Source organism: Oceanimonas smirnovii ATCC BAA-899 (assembly GCF_000381965.1).
GTDB classification, from domain to species: Bacteria; Pseudomonadota; Gammaproteobacteria; order Enterobacterales; family Aeromonadaceae; genus Oceanimonas; species Oceanimonas smirnovii.
In genome coordinates, this window is record NZ_KB908467.1 from 14,007 (window position 1) to 32,821 (window position 18,815).

At 56.4% G+C, this 18,815-nt stretch carries 17 protein-coding genes; 12 read left to right on the plus strand and 5 right to left on the minus strand.

Features of this window, described 5'->3' with window-relative positions:
• Window positions 1-48: 48 nt before the first annotated feature.
• The 5 genes from ilvD to dnaA form a co-directional block, all read right to left on the minus strand.
• Window positions 49-1,737 carry a dihydroxy-acid dehydratase gene (gene ilvD, locus G364_RS0113240; RefSeq protein WP_019935628.1) on the minus strand — a complete coding sequence of 563 codons (1,689 nt, stop codon included), beginning with the start codon at window positions 1,735-1,737 and terminating at the stop codon, window positions 49-51.
• A gap of 141 nt (window positions 1,738-1,878) precedes the next feature.
• The gene (gene gyrB, locus G364_RS0113250; RefSeq protein WP_019935630.1) at window positions 1,879-4,296 is read right to left on the minus strand and encodes a DNA topoisomerase (ATP-hydrolyzing) subunit B; all 2,418 of its coding nucleotides are present in this window, start codon (window positions 4,294-4,296) and stop codon (window positions 1,879-1,881) included.
• The gene (recF, locus tag G364_RS0113255; RefSeq protein ID WP_019935631.1) at window positions 4,289-5,395 is read right to left on the minus strand and encodes a DNA replication/repair protein RecF; all 1,107 of its coding nucleotides are present in this window, start codon (window positions 5,393-5,395) and stop codon (window positions 4,289-4,291) included. Before recF ends, gyrB begins: the two co-directional genes overlap by 8 nt.
• Window position 5,396: 1 nt before the next feature.
• Window positions 5,397-6,497: a DNA polymerase III subunit beta gene (gene dnaN, locus G364_RS0113260; protein ID WP_019935632.1), complete on the minus strand. Its 1,101-nt coding sequence runs from the start codon at window positions 6,495-6,497 to the stop codon at window positions 5,397-5,399.
• A 12-nt stretch (window positions 6,498-6,509) separates the two neighbouring features.
• Window positions 6,510-7,898, minus strand: a complete 1,389-nt coding sequence (gene dnaA, locus G364_RS0113265) for a chromosomal replication initiator protein DnaA (RefSeq protein WP_019935633.1) — start codon at window positions 7,896-7,898, stop codon at window positions 6,510-6,512.
• A 320-nt stretch (window positions 7,899-8,218) separates the two neighbouring features.
• Here dnaA and azu point away from each other — a divergent pair, with 320 nt between their 5' ends.
• The 12 genes from azu (at window position 8,219) to G364_RS0113325 (ending at window position 18,791) form a co-directional block, all read left to right on the plus strand.
• On the plus strand, window positions 8,219-8,671 hold the full coding sequence (gene azu / locus G364_RS0113270; protein WP_019935634.1) for an azurin: 453 nt from the start codon (window positions 8,219-8,221) through the stop codon (window positions 8,669-8,671).
• Between the two features lie 177 nt (window positions 8,672-8,848).
• The gene (locus G364_RS0113280; protein ID WP_019935636.1) at window positions 8,849-9,607 is read left to right on the plus strand and encodes an amino acid ABC transporter substrate-binding protein; all 759 of its coding nucleotides are present in this window, start codon (window positions 8,849-8,851) and stop codon (window positions 9,605-9,607) included.
• A 2-nt stretch (window positions 9,608-9,609) separates the two neighbouring features.
• The gene (locus G364_RS0113285) at window positions 9,610-10,275 is read left to right on the plus strand and encodes an amino acid ABC transporter permease (RefSeq protein ID WP_019935637.1); all 666 of its coding nucleotides are present in this window, start codon (window positions 9,610-9,612) and stop codon (window positions 10,273-10,275) included.
• 11 nt (window positions 10,276-10,286) lie between these two features.
• A complete protein-coding gene (locus G364_RS0113290; RefSeq protein WP_019935638.1) occupies window positions 10,287-11,027 on the plus strand; it encodes an amino acid ABC transporter ATP-binding protein in 741 nt (246 codons plus the stop codon).
• Between the two features lie 250 nt (window positions 11,028-11,277).
• A complete protein-coding gene (gene rpmH / locus G364_RS0113295) occupies window positions 11,278-11,412 on the plus strand; it encodes a 50S ribosomal protein L34 (protein WP_019935639.1) in 135 nt (44 codons plus the stop codon).
• Window positions 11,412-11,774, plus strand: coding sequence for a ribonuclease P protein component (gene rnpA, locus G364_RS0113300; protein ID WP_019935640.1), 363 nt, complete (start codon window positions 11,412-11,414; stop codon window positions 11,772-11,774). The genes rpmH and rnpA overlap by 1 nt, the downstream gene beginning before the upstream one ends.
• A complete protein-coding gene (yidD, locus tag G364_RS17085; protein WP_083928722.1) occupies window positions 11,735-11,980 on the plus strand; it encodes a membrane protein insertion efficiency factor YidD in 246 nt (81 codons plus the stop codon). The genes rnpA and yidD overlap by 40 nt, the downstream gene beginning before the upstream one ends.
• Window positions 11,981-11,984: 4 nt before the next feature.
• A complete protein-coding gene (gene yidC, locus G364_RS0113305; RefSeq protein ID WP_019935641.1) occupies window positions 11,985-13,646 on the plus strand; it encodes a membrane protein insertase YidC in 1,662 nt (553 codons plus the stop codon).
• 113 nt (window positions 13,647-13,759) lie between these two features.
• Window positions 13,760-15,121, plus strand: coding sequence for a tRNA uridine-5-carboxymethylaminomethyl(34) synthesis GTPase MnmE (mnmE, locus tag G364_RS0113310; RefSeq protein WP_019935642.1), 1,362 nt, complete (start codon window positions 13,760-13,762; stop codon window positions 15,119-15,121).
• 122 nt (window positions 15,122-15,243) lie between these two features.
• The gene (locus G364_RS0113315; RefSeq protein WP_019935643.1) at window positions 15,244-16,881 is read left to right on the plus strand and encodes a methyl-accepting chemotaxis protein; all 1,638 of its coding nucleotides are present in this window, start codon (window positions 15,244-15,246) and stop codon (window positions 16,879-16,881) included.
• 57 nt (window positions 16,882-16,938) lie between these two features.
• Window positions 16,939-17,529 (plus strand): TetR/AcrR family transcriptional regulator, encoded by a 591-nt coding sequence (locus G364_RS0113320; protein ID WP_019935644.1) that lies wholly within the window; start codon window positions 16,939-16,941, stop codon window positions 17,527-17,529.
• A 104-nt stretch (window positions 17,530-17,633) separates the two neighbouring features.
• Window positions 17,634-18,791 carry an iron-containing alcohol dehydrogenase gene (locus G364_RS0113325; protein WP_019935645.1) on the plus strand — a complete coding sequence of 386 codons (1,158 nt, stop codon included), beginning with the start codon at window positions 17,634-17,636 and terminating at the stop codon, window positions 18,789-18,791.
• Window positions 18,792-18,815: the final 24 nt, after the last annotated feature.

Here is an 18,815-nt window from a genome sequence, read left to right on the forward strand (position 1 = left end):
TAAGGATGGTATTTTTTGCTTTCAAGTATTGGCATGACAAATTTTACGCTATTTTTTTCCGTTATCATGGCCATCGGTTACGGCACCGTATGATGCCGAGCCCACTGTGCTGGCATATTTGGCCAGTACTCCCCGGTGATAACGGGGCTCAGGCGGCTGCCAGCGGGCCAGCCGTTCGGCAATGACACTGTCGGTCAGCTCCATTTCCAGCCGGTTATGTTCGGCATCAATGGTAATGATGTCACCATCTTGCACTATAGCCAGCGGACCGCCCTGACGCGCTTCCGGCGTAATGTGTCCCACCACAAAACCATGACTCCCACCAGAAAAACGGCCGTCAGTGATCAGGGCTACGCTCTTACCCAGACCTCTGCCCATAATGGCTGAGGTAGGGCTCAGCATCTCCCGCATGCCGGGCCCTCCTCTGGGGCCTTCATAACGGATCACGATGACATCACCTTTTTGTACTGTGCCATCAAGAATACGCTCCAGCGTTTCTTCTTCAGAGTCAAACACCCGGGCCGGGCCGGTAAAACTCAAGCCTTCCTTGCCGGTGATTTTGGCCACGGCACCGCCCGGTGCCAGATTGCCGTATAGAATACGCAGATGACTGTCTGCCTTGATGGGGTTATCAAGAGGACGAATAATCTTCTGTCCGTCTGGATATGGCGGCACTTTTGCCAGATTTTCTGCCAGTGTTTTACCGGTTACTGTGAGGCAGTCACCGTGCAGCAGACCCGCATCAAGCAACATTTTCATCAGCGGTAATATGCCACCAATCTCCACCAGCTCAGACATCATGTAATGCCCGCTGGGGCGCAGATCGGCCAGCACAGGAACCCGTTTTCCGATGCGGGTGAAGTCATCCAGAGTCAGCTCTACATCTATTGCATGGGCCATGGCCAGCAGGTGCAGTACCGCATTGGTAGAGCCCCCAAGCGCAATCACCAGCGTAATGGCATTTTCAAAAGCTTCCCGGGTCATAATGTCTGAAGGGCGAATATCCTGCTGCAGCAACTCCAGCACCGCCTCACCTGCCCGCTGGCAATCCTGTACCTTGGTGTCAGAAATGGCAATCTGCGCCGAGCTGCCGGGCAGACTCATGCCCATTACCTCTATCGCTGAGGCCATGGTATTGGCGGTATACATGCCGCCGCAGGATCCCGGGCCGGGAATAGCGGTGTCTTCTATCTGCTTTACTTCAATCGCATTTATATCACCCTTGGCATGAGCCCCCACCGCCTCAAACACAGAGATAATATCGGTATGGTTTTCACCGGGCAGTATGGTGCCGCCGTAGACAAAGATGGAGGGCCGGTTCAGCCGGGCCAGACCAATCAGACAACCGGGCATATTTTTGTCACAGCCGCCAATAGCCACCAGACCATCAAAGCCTTCGCAGCCAGCAACAGCCTCAATGGAGTCAGCAATAATCTCCCGGGATACCAGCGAATATTTCATCCCCTCGGTGCCGTTGGCGATGCCGTCGGAAATGGTGATGGTGTTAAATATAATGCTCTTGCCACCGGCACCATCTGTGCCCCAGGCCGCTTCCTGTGCTAACGCATTAATATGCATGTTGCAGGGGGTAAGGTTGCTCCAGGTAGATACAATACCAACCTGAGGCTTATAAAAATCATCGTCGTTAAAGCCGGTACCTCGCAGCATGGCCCGGGCCGGTGCTCTGGATATACCATCTACTATTTGGCTGGAATATTTGCGACTGTTGTTACTCATTATGCTCCCCTTGATGAATGACCAACGTCTCTTCCAGTCTAGTCTGCTTATCAGTGTACCGATGGAAGCAATGAAACCAGCGAGCAGCCATAAAAAAGGCAGCCTGCAGGCTGCCTTTGAGTTCACCGGATAAACCGAAGATCAGATATCCAGGTTGGCTACCCGCAGAGCGTTGGTCTCGATAAAGTCGCGGCGCGGCTCTACATGATCGCCCATCAGGGTGGAGAACAGCTGATCGGCGGCCACGGCGTCTTCAATGGTCACCTGCAGCATGCGGCGGGTTTCCGGATCCATGGTGGTTTCCCACAACTGTTCCGGGTTCATCTCGCCCAGCCCTTTATAACGCTGCACCGACAGGCCACGCTTACTTTCATTCATCAGCCAGTCCAGGGCCTCAGAAAAACTGGAAACCGCCTTGGTCTTCTCGCCGCGCTTCACATAACCACCCTCTTCAATCAGGTTGGCTATACCCTTGCCCAGGGCCACTATGCTGCGATATTCACCGGAGGCAAAAAAGTCGTAGCTGATCGGAAATTCACGCTCAATGCCGTGCTGACGTACCTTGACCCGGGGCAGATGGCAGTTGCGCTCTTCCGAGTAAACCGCATCCAGCACGTATTCGGTGCCGTTGGTGTTATTGTCCTGCAGGGATTCGTTAATGGCCGCCAGCCAGGCATTCACTTTGGCTTCATCGGTCAGATCGTCCAGGCTCAGCTCGGGCTGATAGATCAGCTCGTTCAGTACAATTTCCGGTGCCCGGCGTGACAGCCGCTCAATCAGCTCCTGTACCTTGCGGTAATCATTCACCAGTTTTTCCAGCTGCTCACCGCCAATGGCGGGTGCCGACTCGTTGACATGCAGGGTGGCGTTATCCAGCGCCAGGCTGGTCTGATACTGCAGCATGGCGGGCTCGTCTTTCAGGTATTGCTCCTGCTTGCCCTTTTTCACTTTATACAGGGGAGGCTGAGCAATATAGACATAGCCGCGCTCGATAATCTCCGGCATCTGCCGGTAGAAGAAGGTCAGCAGCAAAGTACGAATGTGAGCACCGTCCACGTCCGCATCGGTCATGATGATGATGTAGTGGTAGCGCATCTTGTCGGGGTTATATTCGTCCCGGCCAATGCCGCAACCCAGCGCCGTGATCAGGGTGGCCACTTCCTGGGACGACAGCATCTTGTCGAAACGGGCTTTTTCCACGTTCAGGATTTTACCCTTGAGCGGCAGAATGGCCTGATACTTACGGTTACGCCCCTGCTTGGCTGAGCCCCCCGCCGAGTCACCCTCCACTATGTAGAGTTCAGACATGGCCGGGTCTTTTTCCTGACAGTCAGCCAGCTTACCGGGCAGACCGGCCAGATCCAGCGCGCCTTTGCGCCGGGTCATTTCCCGCGCCTTGCGCGCTGCTTCCCGGGCCCGGGCGGCGTCAATGATCTTGTTCACCACAATTTTGGCGTCGTTGGGGTTTTCCAGCAGGAATTCCTGCAGACGCTCGGCCATGGTCTGCTCTACCGCAGTTTTCACCTCGGACGACACCAGCTTGTCTTTGGTCTGGGAAGAGAACTTAGGGTCAGGCACCTTGACCGAAATCACCGCCGTCAGGCCTTCCCGGGCGTCATCACCGGAGGCGGAAGTCTTGGCCTTTTTGCTGAAACCTTCCTTGTCCATATAGCCGTTCAGGGTACGGGTCAGGGCGGCACGGAAGCCGGCCAGGTGAGTACCACCATCACGCTGGGGAATATTGTTGGTAAAGCAGAAGATGTTTTCCTGGTAGGAATCGTTCCACTGCATGGAGACTTCTACCGAAATACCGTCTTCACGCTCTGTAGAAAAGTGGAACGCCTTGGGATGAATCGGCGTTTTGTTGCGGTTCAGGTATTCCACAAAGGCCTGAATGCCACCTTCATATTCAAAGTGCACTTCCTTACCGTCGCGCTCGTCCAGCAGCTTGATGGACACGCCAGAGTTCAGAAACGACAGCTCACGCAGGCGCTTGGCCAGAATGTCGTAATGGAAGTTGGTATCGGTAAAGGTTTCATGGCTGGGCCAGAACCGAATTTGGGTGCCAGTGCGGGTGGTATCGCCCACGGCAGTCAGCGGTGCCTGAGGCTCACCATGATGATAGGTTTGCTCATGCACCTTGTTCTTGCGCCAGATGGTCAGCTGCAGCTTTTCCGACAGGGCGTTCACCACCGACACCCCTACGCCGTGCAGACCGCCGGATACCTTGTAGGAGTTATCATCAAATTTACCGCCGGCGTGCAGTACGGTCAGAATCACTTCCGCCGCTGAACGGCCTTCTTCTTCATGAATATCGGTGGGAATACCACGGCCGTCATCAGACACAGATACAGAGCCATCGGCATGAATGGTAACAATAATGTCTTTACAGTGGCCGGCCAGGGCTTCATCGATTGAGTTGTCCACCACCTCAAACACCATGTGGTGCAGGCCAGTGCCATCGTCCGTGTCGCCGATATACATGCCCGGACGTTTGCGGACCGCATCCAGACCTTTCAATACCTTGATACTCGAAGAGTCGTAAGTGTGTTCACTCATTGGCTTGCTTGCACTCCTGGGTTTCGGTGATTTCACCCTGTTTCACGTGGAACAGCTTACTGTTATCCCGTGTGATCATGTTACCGAGCTGGTTTGTGTCGATAGCAGAAATAAATACCTGAGCCTGCAGCTCGTTCAGCCGCGCAGCCAGTAACTCCCGCTTGTGTTGGTCCAGCTCGGACGCAAAGTCGTCGATCAAAAATATACAGTCCTGTCCGGACTGCTGCTTTAAATACAGCCCCTGGGCCAGCCGCATGGCACACACCAGCAGCTTGAGCTGGCCACGGGACAACAAGTCCTGCACCGGCATGCCCTGAGCTTTTATTCTTATCTCGGCCTTGTGCGGGCCCGACTGGGTGTAGCCCAGGCTGGCATCCCGCTCAATGCCCTGCTCCAGCACTTGTGCCAGCTCGGTCTGCCGGTCCCAGCCACGAAAAAAATCAAAGCTGAATTCAAATTCCGGCAGAAAATCGGCGGCAATGGCGGCAATAACCGGGGCGATGGCATCGGCATAATCCTGCCGGTAGGCACTTAACGCCTCACCTGCCGCCACCAGTTGCGGATCCCAATAGCTCAGCTCACGCCAGGGCCGCTGTTGCCGAAGCAACGCATTACGCTGTTTGAGCAAACGCCGGTAGCGACCCCAGGCGGAAAAAAACTCAGGCCGGGAATAAAACAACCCCCAGTCCAGATAAGCCCGCCGCAACTTAGGGCCGCCAGTCAGCAGATTATACCCTTCCGGGTGGATCAACTGAATGGGCAGAATGTGAGCGAGATCAGCCAGCCGCTCTGCAGCCCGACCTGCCACCTTGAGCCGGGTGTCACCACTACGGGTTTTGGACAGACCTACCGGCAGTCCTTCGCCTTCGCTTTGCTGCACCCGGGCAAACAAAGTAAAAGCCTGCTCCCCCTGCTGTATTACTCTGCCGGTAAGGTGAGTACGAAAGGAGCGGCCCACGCCAAGATAATGAATGGCTTCCAGAATGCTGGTTTTGCCACTGCCATTGGGCCCAACCAGCACATTGATACCCGATGCCGGCACCAGCCGGGCATGAGGAATATTGCGAAAGTCTTTTAACTGAAGGTTAAGCAGGGCCATATTACAGCCGCATGGGCATCACCACGTAGAGGGCGTCGCCATTATCTTCGGCTTCAATCAGGCCGCTGCTGCTGGCGTCTTTCAGGCTGATTTTCACCTGTTCCGACTTAAGGGTACCCAGCACATCCAGGACATAGGAAACATTAAAGCCAATTTCCAGATCACTACCTTCAAAATGAACATCCAGCACTTCCTCGGCCTCTTCCTGCTCCGGATTATTGGCAGTGATCTTCAGCGTCTGCCCCTGCACATTCAGGCGCACACCGCGGAATTTTTCGTTAGACAGAATGGCCGCCCGGGTAAAGGCCTGCTTGAGCCCTTCCCGATCGCAGATCAGGGTTTTGTCGCTTTCCCGGGGCAGTACCCGGCGGTAATCAGGAAAGCGCCCGTCTACCAGCTTGGAAGTAAAGGTAAACCCTTGTGTCACGGCGCGCAGGTTGTTTTTGCCCACCTGCAGCCGCACATCCTGATCCTCGTGTTCCAGCAGCTTGGCAAGCTCCAGCACCCCTTTGCGCGGCACTATCACCTGCTGAGCCGGCAGCGCCTGCTCCAGCTCACGCTGACAGGTGGCCAGACGGTGACCATCGGTGGCCACGGTACGCAGGCTGTTACCGTCGGTTTCAAACAGCATGCCGTTCAGGTAATAACGAACATCCTGAATGGCCATGGAAAACTGGGTGGCTTCTATCAGCTTTTTCAGTGCCAGCTGATTGATGTCGAACTCCAGCTCGGAAGACCATTCCTCAATATTGGGAAAGTCTTCCGCCGGCAGGGTAGACAGGTTAAAACGGCTGCGACCGGAGCGCAGCAGCAGACGGTCGTCCTGCTGACTGAAGCTCAGCTCGGCACCGTCGGGCAGGCCCCGGCAAATATCGAGCATTTTGCGTGCCGGAACAGTCGTGCGACCAGCGGTGACGCTGCCTTCCAGGGGCACCCGGGCTACCATTTCCACTTCGGTATCGGTGCCGGTCATCGACAGGGCATCGTTATCCACACTCAGCAGAATATTGTTGAGAATGGGCAGGTTGGGCCGGCCTCCCAGGGCACTGGATACCAGTTGCAGGGGGCGCAACAGGGCTTCGCGGCTGATGGTAAACTGCATGGGACTCTCCGATCAGGAAGACAGGGTTCGAATCAGGTTGGAATAATCTTCCTTTATATCATGACTCTCTTCCCGCAGCTGGCCAATTTTACGGCAGGCATGCAGCACGGTAGTGTGATCCCGGCCACCAAAGGCGTCTCCGATTTCCGGCAGCGAATGGTTGGTCAGCTCCTTGGCCAGCGCCATGGCCAGCTGGCGGGGCCGGGCTACAGAACGGGAGCGCCGCTTGGACAAGAGATCTGCCACCTTGATCTTGTAGTACTCGGCCACCGTCTTCTGAATGTTGTCGATGGTCACCAGCTTTTCCTGCAGTGCCAGCAAATCCCGCAACGCTTCGCGCACAAAGTCAATATTGATGGAGCGGCCGGTAAAGTTGGCGTTGGCAATCACCCGGTTCAGCGCACCTTCCAGTTCACGCACATTCGAGCGCAGCCGCTTGGCAATAAAGAAAGCGACTTCATCAGGCAGATGAATTTTGTTTTCAGCCGCTTTGCGCATCAGAATGGCCACCCGGGTTTCCAGCTCGGGTGGTTCGATCGCCACCGTCAGACCCCAGCCAAATCGGGATTTGAGCCTGTCTTCCACGCCGTCTATTTCTTTCGGATAACGATCCGAGGTCAGAATGATCTGCTGGTTACCTTCCAGCAGCGCATTAAAGGTATGGAAAAATTCTTCCTGAGAACGCTCTTTGTTGGCGAAGAACTGAATATCGTCGATCAGCAAAGCGTCCACACTGCGGTAGTAGCGCTTGAACTCTTCAATGGCATTGTTCTGCAGCGCCTTTACCATGTCCTGCACAAAGCGCTCGGAGTGCATGTAAATGACCCGGGCGTCGGCCTTGCGCTCACGAATGCCGTTGCCCACCGCATGCAGCAGGTGGGTTTTGCCGAGACCGGTGCCGCCATAGAGAAACAACGGATTATAGGCACCGCCCGGATTGTCGGCCACCTGGCGGGCGGCAGCCCGGGCCAGCTGGTTCGACTTACCTTCAACAAAGTTGTCAAAGGTATAGTTGGTATTCATGTTGCTCTTGTGATTGATCCGCGGCTGCTGTGCTTCCTGCTCGCTCCAGGAGGGCAATACCTGAGGCTGGGGCTGAGGCTTGCTGTTGCGTTGCGCCTGGCTGCTGCTGCCGGCCATCAGATTCACCTGAGCGCGCTTGTTACCCACCTCAAACTTGAGCTGCGGGCACTGGTTGCCGCAGAACTCACCCAGCAAACCATTAATACGGATCAGATATTTGTCACGCACCCAGTCCAGCACAAAGCGGTTGGGCGCAAACAGGGTCAGGGTCTCATCGCCCTGCTCTGCCTGCAGCGGCCGGATCCACATGCTGAATTCCGCGGAAGGCAATTCGTCCTGTAGCCGGGCAAGACACTGCTGCCAAAGCATAGCGCTCATTGGAACTCCTGAAGTAAGGGATCAATCAAGGGGGCAGTCATTCTACTTGTGCGCCTTCAGGATCTCTAGCCGGATCAGGCCGATCCTGAAAAATATGATCCTTGACATCTGTGAATAAACCACACCTTAATCACAGGATCTTCAACTTTATGAACAAGCTACACACATATTGTGTTCACTCACCGATACCAATGATCCGGACTTGTGTCTGGATCCTTGATGTAATGTATTGATGATAATGACTGTCTTGTGTCATGGTTATATCTTGTGCACCCTTTGTGGGCACTACTGGTACTTCCCCAAACCGAGGAGTTCTTGATATGAAAGTAGTAAAGTCTCTGGCCGGCCTGGTACTGCTGTCTGCGGCCCTGCCCGCCATGGCAGACGATTGCTCCCTGACCATTGAAGGCAACGATGCCATGCAATTTAATCAGCAGGAGCTGAGCGTACCTGCCAGCTGCAAGGAAGTAACGCTGACACTGAATCACACCGGTAGCCTGGCTAAAAACGTCATGGGCCATAACTGGGTACTGAGTGAAACCGCCGATATGCAGGAAATCGCCAACGGCGCTATCAGTGCCGGCGCCGATAACGACTATCTCGACACCAGCGACGAACGTATTATTGCTCACACCGATCTGATCGGCGGTGGCGAAAGCAGCTCCGTGACCTTCAGCACCGAAGGCATGACTGCCGGTGGTGACTACAGCTACTTCTGCTCCTTCCCCGGCCACATCGGCATGATGAAAGGCAAGTTCGTTATTACCGAGTAAGCTCAGCACTGCATGCTGTGTGATCAATGCCGGCTGTTGCCGGCATTTTTATTGCCGTCTGGCCGGCGGATCTGTTTGGCTTCATGGCCCGGCTGGTATAAAAAGGTCTCCGTCATTTATGCTGTAATGATGCCGGGTACAATGATTTCCGCCCGGGTTCATAATAAGGAGAGTTATATGTTTGCATCCCTTCGCCGTGCAGGTGCTGCTCTGGCCCTGTCAGCAGCCCTCATTACCCCGGCCATGGCGGCCGATCCGGTCAAGGTGGGTATGTCCGGCCGCTACTTCCCCTTTACCTTCGTCAAACAGGATGAGCTGCAGGGTTTTGAAGTAGACGTATGGAATGAAATTGGCAAGCGCATCGGCCGGGATGTGGAGTTTGTTACCACCAACTTCTCCGGTCTGTTCGGCATGCTCGATACCGGCCGCATCGACACCATTTCCAACCAGATCACGGTAACCCCCGAACGACTGGAAAAATACGATTTTGCCGATCCCTATGTCTATGACGGCGTGCAGATAGTGGTGCGTAAAGGTAATGACAGCATTCAGGGCCTGGACGATCTCAAGGGCAAGAAGGTGGCGGTCAACCTGGGCTCCAACTTTGAGCAGCTGATGCGCAAGCACGACACCAACAACGAGATCAATATCATCACCTACGAGACCAATCTGGAGCAGGACGTGGCCCTGGGCCGGATTGACGCCTTTGTAATGGACAGAGTGGGTTCGGTGCAGCTGATCAACGAAGCCGGCCTGCCACTGCAGCTGGCGGGCAAGCCCTTTGAAACCATGGAAAACGCCTTTCCCTTTGTGAAAAGCCCCGAGCAGCAGGCGCTGCTGGCCGAGGTGAACCAGGCGCTGGCCGACATGCGTGCCGACGGTACCCTGAAAGCGATTTCCGAGAAATGGCTGAACGCCGACATTACCAGTAATTAAGCATGCAGTTCGATCTCGACTACACCCTGGCGCTGTTTCCTATCCTGTTTAAATATCTGGGAACCACCATGGAAATGGCGCTGCTGGGCTTTGTTCTCGCGCTGATCATCGCCGGCACCCTGGCGGTGATCAGAACCTTTGCGCTGCCGGGGCTGAACGCCCTGGCCCGGCTGTTTATTTCGTTTTTCCGCGGCACGCCGCTGCTGGTCCAGCTGTTTTTGCTGTATTACGGCCTGCCCCAGATTTTTCCTGTTTTTATTGGCATGAATGCCTTTACCGCTGCGGTCATTGGCCTGACCCTGCACTTTTCTGCCTATATGGCCGAGTCGATTCGCGCCGCCATTCTGGGTATTCACAAAAGCCAGATGGAAGCGGCCATGAGCATCGGCATGACCCGGGGTCAGGCGATGAAGCGCATTATTCTGCCTCAGGCGGCGCGTATCGCTACACCCTCGCTGATGAACTACTTTATCGACATGATCAAAAGCACCTCACTGGCCTTTACCCTGGGGGTGGCGGAGATCATGGCCACGGCCCAGAAAGAAGCCTCAAGCAGCTTCAAGTTTTTTGAGTCCTTTATTGCCGTGGCGCTGATCTACTGGGCAGTGGTGGTGTTCTTTACTTATCTGCAGGGCCGGCTGGAACGCCGCCTGAACGCGGCTTATTAACCAGAGGCAGCATGATCAAGTTACGCAATCTGACCAAGGTCTATGACGGCCAGACAGTACTGAACGACATCAGCCTGGATATTGGCAAAGGTGAAATTGTGGTGATTCTGGGGCCGTCGGGCACCGGAAAATCCACCCTGCTGCGCTGCCTCAACCTGCTGGAAACGCCGGAAGCGGGCAGTCTGGAGATTGACGGCTTTACCATTGATCTGGCTAAACACAATGGCAAACAGGCCATAGCGCTGCGCAAGCGCACCTCCTTTGTGTTTCAGAACTATGCCCTGTTCGCCAACAAGACCGCCCGGGACAACATCGCCGAAGGCCTGATCACCGTCTGGAAAAAGCCGAAGGCCGAGGCTCAGGCCGAAGCTCTGCGTATTCTTGGCGACATTGGTCTGGAAGATAAAGCCAACGCCTATCCCTCGTCACTGTCCGGCGGTCAGCAGCAGCGGGTAGGCATTGGTCGGGCCATGGCCAGCCACGCCAACGTCATGCTGTTTGACGAGCCCACCTCGGCACTGGATCCGGAATGGGTAGACGAAGTGCTGGGGCTGATGAAAAAACTGGCGCTGGCGCACCAGACCATGGTGGTGGTGACCCACGAAATCGGCTTTGCCCGGGACGTGGCCGACCGCGTTATCTTTATGGATGGCGGCCGCATTGTGGAACAGGGGCCGCCCGGCGAGCTGCTCACCAGACCACAGGATCCGCGCACCCGCACCTTTTTGCGCAAGGTGTTGCCTGCCGGCTGATTTACAGCTCTCGATATAGTTGCCAAGTACAGTGGTGTGCGTATAATGCCAGCCCCGCGATCCTTTAGGATCCGGAATCGATCCGGTCTGCCATGCATGCAACGGCACCGGGTCGGTATTCAATGCCATGTGATTGACGCCGTGCGCGTAACTGTTTAGAATTCGCCCTCTTTTATGGGTCGTCTCGGCAGATGCACGGCATTTATGCCATGGCGGTCAAACTGTACAGTTAACTGAAGCGGTAATAACAATGAAACGCACTTTTCAACCTTCAAATCTGAAGCGCAAGCGCAGCCACGGTTTCCGTGCTCGCAAGGCCACTGTTGGTGGTCGCAAGGTACTGCGTGCTCGTCGCGCCAAAGGTCGTGCCCGTCTGAGCGCCTAATGGCCAGGCATGCCTTTTCACGGGAGTTACGTCTGTTAACTCCCGCTCAATTCAAAAACGTCTTCGACAACCCCGTCAGAGCCGCCTCCCCTCATATCACTTTGCTTGCCAAACCCAATGGTCTGGAACAACCGAGACTTGGCCTTGCCGTGCCCAAAAAAGCACTCAAGCGCGCTGTGTGGCGTAACAGAGTCAAGCGAGTAGCGCGGGAGTCATTCCGGCTTAAACAGCACAAACTGCCTGCGGTCGATATTGTGGTCATCGCCAAAAAAGGCATCGGAGACGTGCCCAACGACGAACTGTTCGAGCTGATGGAAAAGCTATGGCGCACTCTCTCTCGCCGCTGCAAAAGCTCGGCATAGGCCTGATCCGGCTTTATCAGCTGGTTATCAGCCCTCTGCTCGGCCCCAGGTGCCGCTTCACTCCCACCTGCTCCCAATACGCGATTGAAGCCATTCGACTCCACGGTTTTGTAAAAGGCGGTTGGTTAACTATCAAACGTCTATTAAAATGCCATCCTTTAGGTCCAAGCGGCCACGATCCGGTCCCGACAAAGCGAAGAAACTGACACTATGGAATCCCAACGCAACATACTTGTTATTGCGCTGCTGCTGGTGAGTTTTCTCATCTGGCAACAGTGGCAAACGGATAAAGCGCCACAGCCAGAAACGGCGCAACAGAGCACTCAAACCAGCACAGGCGACGACAGTTTTGTTCCCGAGTCGGACCAGGCCGGTGGCGAAGTGCCTGCCGATGCTCCCACTACCGCCAGCCGTCAGCTGGTCACCATTACTTCCGACACCCTTGAGCTGACTATCGACACCCAGGGTGGCGACATAGTGCGCGCCGAGCTGCTGGAGCACAACGACGAGCTCAATTCCGACGACAAGTTCGTGCTGCTGAGCCAGGGTGCCAACTTCGTCAACGTGGCTCAGAGCGGTCTGATTGGCCGTGACGGTCCGGACGCCAGCGCCAATGGCCGGCCTCTGTATCAGGCTGAACAAAAGCGCTATCAGCTGGCCGAAGGCGAAAGCAGCCTGAGCGTGCCGCTGACGTTTACCAACGAAGCCGGTGTCACCTTTACCAAAACCTTTACCCTGGAGCGTGGCCGCTACGTAGTGGGTGTTAACTACGACATCAACAACCCAAGCAGCCAGCCGGTACAGGCCCAGCTCTACGCCCAGCTCAAGCAAAGCGAAAGCAAGCCCGGTGACGACGGCGGCAGCATGCTGATGGCTTCTGCCTATCGCGGTCCGGCCTATTCCACCAGCGAAACCCGCTACAGCAAGTACGATTTCAAGGATGTGCGTGAAGCCAACCTTAACCGTACTACCGAAGGCGGCTGGGTTGGTATGCTGCAGCACTACTTTGTGTCTGCCTGGGTCGCACCGGAAAATGGTGAGAATCAGCTTTATACCCGCTTCCTGAACAATCAGGGGCAGGGCATTATTGGCTTTAAAGCGCCGGTTACCACAGTGCCTGCAGGCTCAGAGCAAAGCATCTCCGCCAAGCTGTGGCTGGGTCCCAAGCTGCAGGATGAAATGGCCGAAGTGGCTCCTAACCTGGATCTGACTGTGGATTACGGCTGGCTGTGGTTTATTGCCCAGCCGCTGTTCAAGCTGCTGCAATTCCTGCAAAGCTTTGCGGTTAACTGGGGTATGGCCATTATTCTGACCACCTTTGTGGTACGCGGCATCATGTATCCGCTGACCAAGGCTCAATACACCTCCATGGCCAAGATGCGCATGCTGCAGCCCAAGCTGATGGCACTGCGTGAGCGCTATGGCGACGATCGCCAGAAGATGTCTCAGGGCATGATGGAGCTGTACAAGAAAGAGAAGGTCAACCCGCTCGGCGGCTGCCTGCCCATCCTGATCCAGATGCCTATTTTTATCTCCCTGTATTGGGTACTGATGGAGTCGGTAGAGCTGCGTCATGCGCCCTTTATGCTGTGGATTGACGATCTGTCGGTGCGGGATCCTTACTTTGTGCTGCCCATTCTGATGGGTGCCAGCATGTATGTGATTCAGAAAATGAGTCCGACCACGGTCACCGATCCGATGCAGCAGAAGGTAATGCAGTTTATGCCCATCATTTTTACCTTCTTCTTCCTGTGGTTCCCTGCCGGTCTGACCCTGTACTGGCTGGTGAGCAACGTGGTCACCATCTCCCAGCAGTGGTACATTTTCCGCCAGCTGGAGAAGAAAGGCCTGCACGGCAAGGCTGCCTCATAAGGCCTCTGGCCTGAGCAGCAATAACGCAATACACTGGGCGGCCTGAGGGCCGCCTTTTTTATTGGCGGATATCTCCGTCATACTGAACCGCTAACTCCGGAGTAACAGAACCCATGTCCAACGACACCATCGTCGCTCAGGCCACCGCCCCCGGACGCGGCGGCGTCGGCATTATTCGCGTCTCAGGCCCCCGGGCCGAGGCCGTGGCTCAGGCCGTGCTGGGCAAAGTGCCCAGAGTGCGCTATGCCGACTATCTGCCGTTTAAAGACGAACAGGGCATGATTCTGGATCAGGGCATTGCCCTGCTGTTCAAGGGCCCCAACAGCTTTACCGGCGAAGACGTGCTCGAGCTGCAGGGCCACGGCGGCCCCGTGGTGCTGGACATGCTGGTACGCCGCATACTGGCTCTGCCCGGCCTGCGTCCGGCGCGGGCCGGCGAATTCAGCGAACGCGCCTTTCTCAACGACAAGCTGGATCTGGCCCAGGCCGAGGCCATTGCTGACCTGATTGAAGCGTCCAGCGAGCAGGCCGCCCGCTCGGCGCTGCAGTCGCTGCAGGGAGAGTTTTCTACCCGTGTACACGGTCTGGTGGAAGCACTCACTCACCTGCGGATTTATGTGGAAGCAGCCATCGATTTTCCCGACGAGGAAGTGGACTTTCTCTCCGACGGCAAAATCGCCGGCGAGCTCTACGGCATTATGGACCGGCTCACCGAGGTGCAGCGCGAAGCCCGCCAGGGTGCCATTATGCGCGAGGGCATGAAGGTGGTGATCGCCGGCCGCCCCAACGCCGGCAAGTCCAGCCTGCTTAACGCCCTGGCCGGCAAGGAATCCGCCATTGTCACCGACATTGCCGGCACCACCCGGGACGTGCTGCGGGAATACATTCATCTGGACGGCATGCCGCTGCACATCATCGACACCGCCGGCCTGCGCGAGGCCAGCGATGCGGTGGAACGCATTGGCATTGAGCGGGCCTGGGCCGAAATTGAACAGGCCGATCGCATTCTGTTTATGGTGGACGGCACCACCACCTCGGCCCAGCACCCAAAAGACATCTGGCCCGACTTTGTCGACCGGCTGCCGGCCCATATTGGCCTCACTGTGGTGCGTAACAAGGCGGATTTAACCGGTGAGCCGCTCACCGTGAGCAGCGACGGCGAACACCCTGTGTATCCCATCTCCGCCCGCACCGGCGAAGGAGTAGAAGCGCTCAAAGAGCACCTCAAGGCCTGCATGGGCTTTCAGGGCGGCGGCGAAGGCGGCTTCAGCGCCCGCCAGCGCCACCTGGACGCTCTGCACCACGCCAACCAGCATCTGATCATGGCCAGGGAACAGCTGGAGGTGTACATGGCCGGCGAACTGGTGGCGGAAGAACTGCGCCTGGCCCAGGAGCAGCTCAGCCAGATCACCGGCGAATTCACCTCTGATGATTTGTTAGGCAGGATTTTCTCTTCGTTTTGTATCGGGAAATAAGCCTGCAGAAAGCATCGGCGGGACTCATCGTTATAAGCAATCAATTCCAAAGGTTATATGAGTTTAAGCTTTAAATAACCTTTACTTATACTCCCGAAACCACCACTTCGGGAGTCAAGGACATGCTCGCTCGTTTATCCATCAAGACACTGCTTACCGCCTCGTTTGGTGCCATGCTGCTGGCGGTATTGGCCTTCAGCCTGTATATCTACCTGTCCATGCAGGGCATACAGCGGCAAATGGAAAGCATAGTGGAACGCAATATCAGCCTGCTGCAGACTATTTCCAACCTGCGTTACAGCACCGTCACCTACCGCCGTTTCGCCCTTGACTACGGTCTCACCACCGACCGGCGCGAGCACGCCGACATCCTGGCCAAGATCAACCACAACGACCAGCAGGTGGAACGTTACCTGGAGGCCATGCAGCGCCAGGCCAACAGCCCCGAGGTGCGTGCCTTTATCAACGACTTCCGCCGCCGCATCACCGCCTACAAGGGCATGCAGGGCGATTACCTGCGGCTGATCGACGCGGGCAACATAGACGCGGCCCGGGTAAAAATGCTCACCGATATGCTGGCCCCCTTTGATGCCATCGTTGCCCTGCTGGGCGAAACTCAGCAGCAGATCGCCGCAGAAGCAAAAGCCATCAAGGATCAGGAATCAGCGGTGATCGATAACATCAGCACACTGGTCATTATTCTGTGCCTGCTGCTGGCTGGCTTTATGCTGATCATGGGCATCATTATCAACCGCCGTATACGTCTGCCTCTTGCCCGGCTCAACGCTCAGATGGACAGAGTGAGGAACGGCATGCTCGACCAGGATCTCGATCGTCGTTATTTCTCTCAGGATGAACTGGGAAAGGCGGCCGATAGCTTTATTTCCATGCAGGCCGGCATTCGCAATCTGGTGCAGGAGATCTCCGCCAGCCTGGACGGAGTGGGAGGAGCCACCATAAAACTACGGCAAATGTCGGCACAGTCATCCACGGCGCTGGATAGCCAACAGCAGGAAATCGCCCGTATTGCCAGTGCCATGCATCAGCTCGAAGCCACCTTCCGCGATGTGGCACTTAATACCCAAAACGCTGCCGGTGCCGCCCGTGAGGCGGCAGAGCAAACCGAACAAAGCAACCGGGTAGTAATAAACTCCAGCCGCCAGGTGGAAATGGCAGCCAGAGAAATTGGGCAGGCCGGCGCACTGGCTCTGGCTCTTAAGGAAGACAGCGCCCGCATCGGCGTGGTGTCCCGGGTCATCAGCGACATTGCCGAGCAGACTAACCTGCTGGCACTCAATGCCGCCATTGAAGCGGCGCGGGCCGGTGATTCGGGGCGGGGCTTTGCGGTGGTGGCCGAGGAAGTACGCAACCTGGCGCAACGGACCCAGCAGTCCATTGAAGAAATCAACCAGACCATCGCCAGTCTACAACAACAGGCAGAAGCGGTGACCCAGGCCATGGACAACAGCCAGCAGATCATCGAGGGGGGTGCTAAAGAAGCCCGCCACGCGGCCGACTCCCTGCAACATATCAGCACGGCGGTAGCCAGCATGACGGAAATGAACCTGCAGATCGCCACCGCCACCGAGCAGCAAAGTGCGGTGGCGGCGGAGCTTAACGGCAGCCTGGCCGGCATTGACCGTATGTCGGATGAAGTGGCCGGCAGTGCCCGTCATACCTCATCAGCTTCGCAGGATCTGGAGCGTCTGGCAGACAGCCTGCATCAACTGGTGCGAAAGTTCAGTCTGGGCCAAGCGTAGTATCAGCCCCAAACCATGACTAGACGATCGGTCTAGTCATGGAGTAGTATTCACTCCATGAACACTAAACATCAAGATACTCGCCAGCATCTGCTGAATACCGGCCGCGAGATCCTCGCCGCCCGGGGCTTCAGCTCGGTGGGGCTCAGTACCCTGCTGCAACAGGCCGGCGTGCCAAAGGGATCCTTCTACCACTATTTCAAATCCAAGGAGCAGTTTGGCCAGGCCTTGCTGGAGGACTATTTCAGCCAGTACCTGATCGAGCTGGAAGCACTGTTCAGCCAGCCGAAGCTGAATGGTCGCGAACGGCTGATAAGCTACTGGAATGAGTGGCAGCATCGCTATTGCAGCCCGCAGGGCCGCAGCGACTGCCTGGTGGTCAAGTTGAGTGCCGAAGTGGCCGACCTGTCCGAAGCCATGCGTCTGACCCTGAAAGCCGGCACCGACAAGGTTATAGGCCGTATTCAGGGCTGCATTGCCGCCGGTGTTACCGATGGCTCGCTGCCGGCAGAGAGCAAGCCGGCCCTGCTGGCCACCAGCCTGTATCAGCTGTGGTTGGGTGCCAGCCTGCTGACCAAGCTGCACAGAGACGAACAGCACATGAACCAGGCCATGGCCATGACCCGGCAGCTGCTGATGCATCACTGATACTGGCTCATTCAGCCCGCCATAACAGCGGGCTTTTTCAGACCAATCAACTAGACGACTGGTCTACTCAGATGTTTTTTATTGCAAGTAAACGAGGAAAAACCATGCAGGATTTCAGCTTTTACAATCCGACCCGTATCGAATTTGGTGCCGGCAAAATTGCCAGCCTTGATCAGTTGGTGCCGGCGAATGCGCACGTTCTGGTGCTGTTTGGTGGCGAAAGTGCCCGCCGCACCGGCACCCTGGATGAAGTAACCGCCGCCCTGGGCAAGCGTGAAGTACAGCTGTTCGGCGGCATTGAGCCCAATCCCAGCTTTGAAACCCTGATGGAAGCAGTGGCACTGGTACGCCGTCATAATATCGACTTTCTGCTGGCCGTTGGCGGCGGATCCGTGATCGACGGTACCAAATTCGTGGCCGCTGCCGCCCTGTTTGAAGGTGATGCCTGGGAAATCCTGACCAGCATGGGCCAGAGCATCGAACGGGCCCTGCCCTTTGGCACCGTACTGACCCTGCCGGCTACCGGATCCGAGATGAACCAGGGCTCGGTGATCACCCGCAAGGCACTGCAGGCCAAGCTGCCCTTCAAAAACGAGCTGGTGTATCCGCGCTTTTCGGTACTGGATCCGGTCAAAACCTATACTCTGCCCACCCGCCAGGTGGCCAATGGCGTGGTTGACGCCTTTGTGCACGTAATGGAGCAATACCTCACCTACCCCGCTCAGGCCCCGGTGCAGGACCGCTTTGCCGAAGGTCTGCTGCAAACCCTGATTGAAATTGGCCCCAACGCTCTGGCCGAGCCGCAAGATTACCCGACCCGCGCCAGCCTGATGTGGACCGCCACCCTGGCGCTGAACGGCCTGATTGGTGCCGGCGTACCTCAGGACTGGGCTTCCCATATGCTGGGTCATGAGCTGACCGCCCTGCACAACCTGGATCATGCCCAGACCCTGGCGGTGGTGTTGCCGGAAATGCTGCGTCAGCGCAAGGCCAGCAAACTCGGCAAGCTGGTGCAGTATGCCGAGCGGGTCTGGAATATTCATGAAGGCAGCGACGACGACAAGGCCGAGGCCGCCATCGAGCATACTCGTGATTTCTTTGAAGCGGTGGGCGTTAAAACCCGTCTTGGCGACTATGGTCTGGGTGCTGAACACATCGATGGCATCATCAGCAGCCTGGAACAGCACGGCATGGTGGCCCTGGGCGAACACGGCGATGTCACTCCCGCGCACTGCCGCCAAATACTGCTGGCCAGTCTGTAAGCGTTAACTCACAGTTTAAGGAGC

Bases quoted from the DNA above. Each gene is read 5' to 3' on its own strand.
- ilvD (WP_019935628.1), bottom strand. From the start codon at position 1,737: ATGAGTAACAACAGTCGCAAATATTCCAGCCAAATAGTAGATGGTATA.
- gyrB (WP_019935630.1), bottom strand. From the start codon at position 4,296: ATGAGTGAACACACTTACGACTCTTCGAGTATCAAGGTATTGAAAGGT.
- recF (WP_019935631.1), bottom strand. From the start codon at position 5,395: ATGGCCCTGCTTAACCTTCAGTTAAAAGACTTTCGCAATATTCCTCAT.
- dnaN (WP_019935632.1), bottom strand. From the start codon at position 6,497: ATGCAGTTTACCATCAGCCGCGAAGCCCTGTTGCGCCCCCTGCAACTG.
- dnaA (WP_019935633.1), bottom strand. From the start codon at position 7,898: ATGAGCGCTATGCTTTGGCAGCAGTGTCTTGCCCGGCTACAGGACGAA.
- azu (WP_019935634.1), top strand. From the start codon at position 8,219: ATGAAAGTAGTAAAGTCTCTGGCCGGCCTGGTACTGCTGTCTGCGGCC.
- G364_RS0113280 (WP_019935636.1), top strand. From the start codon at position 8,849: ATGTTTGCATCCCTTCGCCGTGCAGGTGCTGCTCTGGCCCTGTCAGCA.
- G364_RS0113285 (WP_019935637.1), top strand. From the start codon at position 9,610: ATGCAGTTCGATCTCGACTACACCCTGGCGCTGTTTCCTATCCTGTTT.
- G364_RS0113290 (WP_019935638.1), top strand. From the start codon at position 10,287: ATGATCAAGTTACGCAATCTGACCAAGGTCTATGACGGCCAGACAGTA.
- rpmH (WP_019935639.1), top strand. From the start codon at position 11,278: ATGAAACGCACTTTTCAACCTTCAAATCTGAAGCGCAAGCGCAGCCAC.
- rnpA (WP_019935640.1), top strand. From the start codon at position 11,412: ATGGCCAGGCATGCCTTTTCACGGGAGTTACGTCTGTTAACTCCCGCT.
- yidD (WP_083928722.1), top strand. From the start codon at position 11,735: ATGGCGCACTCTCTCTCGCCGCTGCAAAAGCTCGGCATAGGCCTGATC.
- yidC (WP_019935641.1), top strand. From the start codon at position 11,985: ATGGAATCCCAACGCAACATACTTGTTATTGCGCTGCTGCTGGTGAGT.
- mnmE (WP_019935642.1), top strand. From the start codon at position 13,760: ATGTCCAACGACACCATCGTCGCTCAGGCCACCGCCCCCGGACGCGGC.
- G364_RS0113315 (WP_019935643.1), top strand. From the start codon at position 15,244: ATGCTCGCTCGTTTATCCATCAAGACACTGCTTACCGCCTCGTTTGGT.
- G364_RS0113320 (WP_019935644.1), top strand. From the start codon at position 16,939: ATGAACACTAAACATCAAGATACTCGCCAGCATCTGCTGAATACCGGC.
- G364_RS0113325 (WP_019935645.1), top strand. From the start codon at position 17,634: ATGCAGGATTTCAGCTTTTACAATCCGACCCGTATCGAATTTGGTGCC.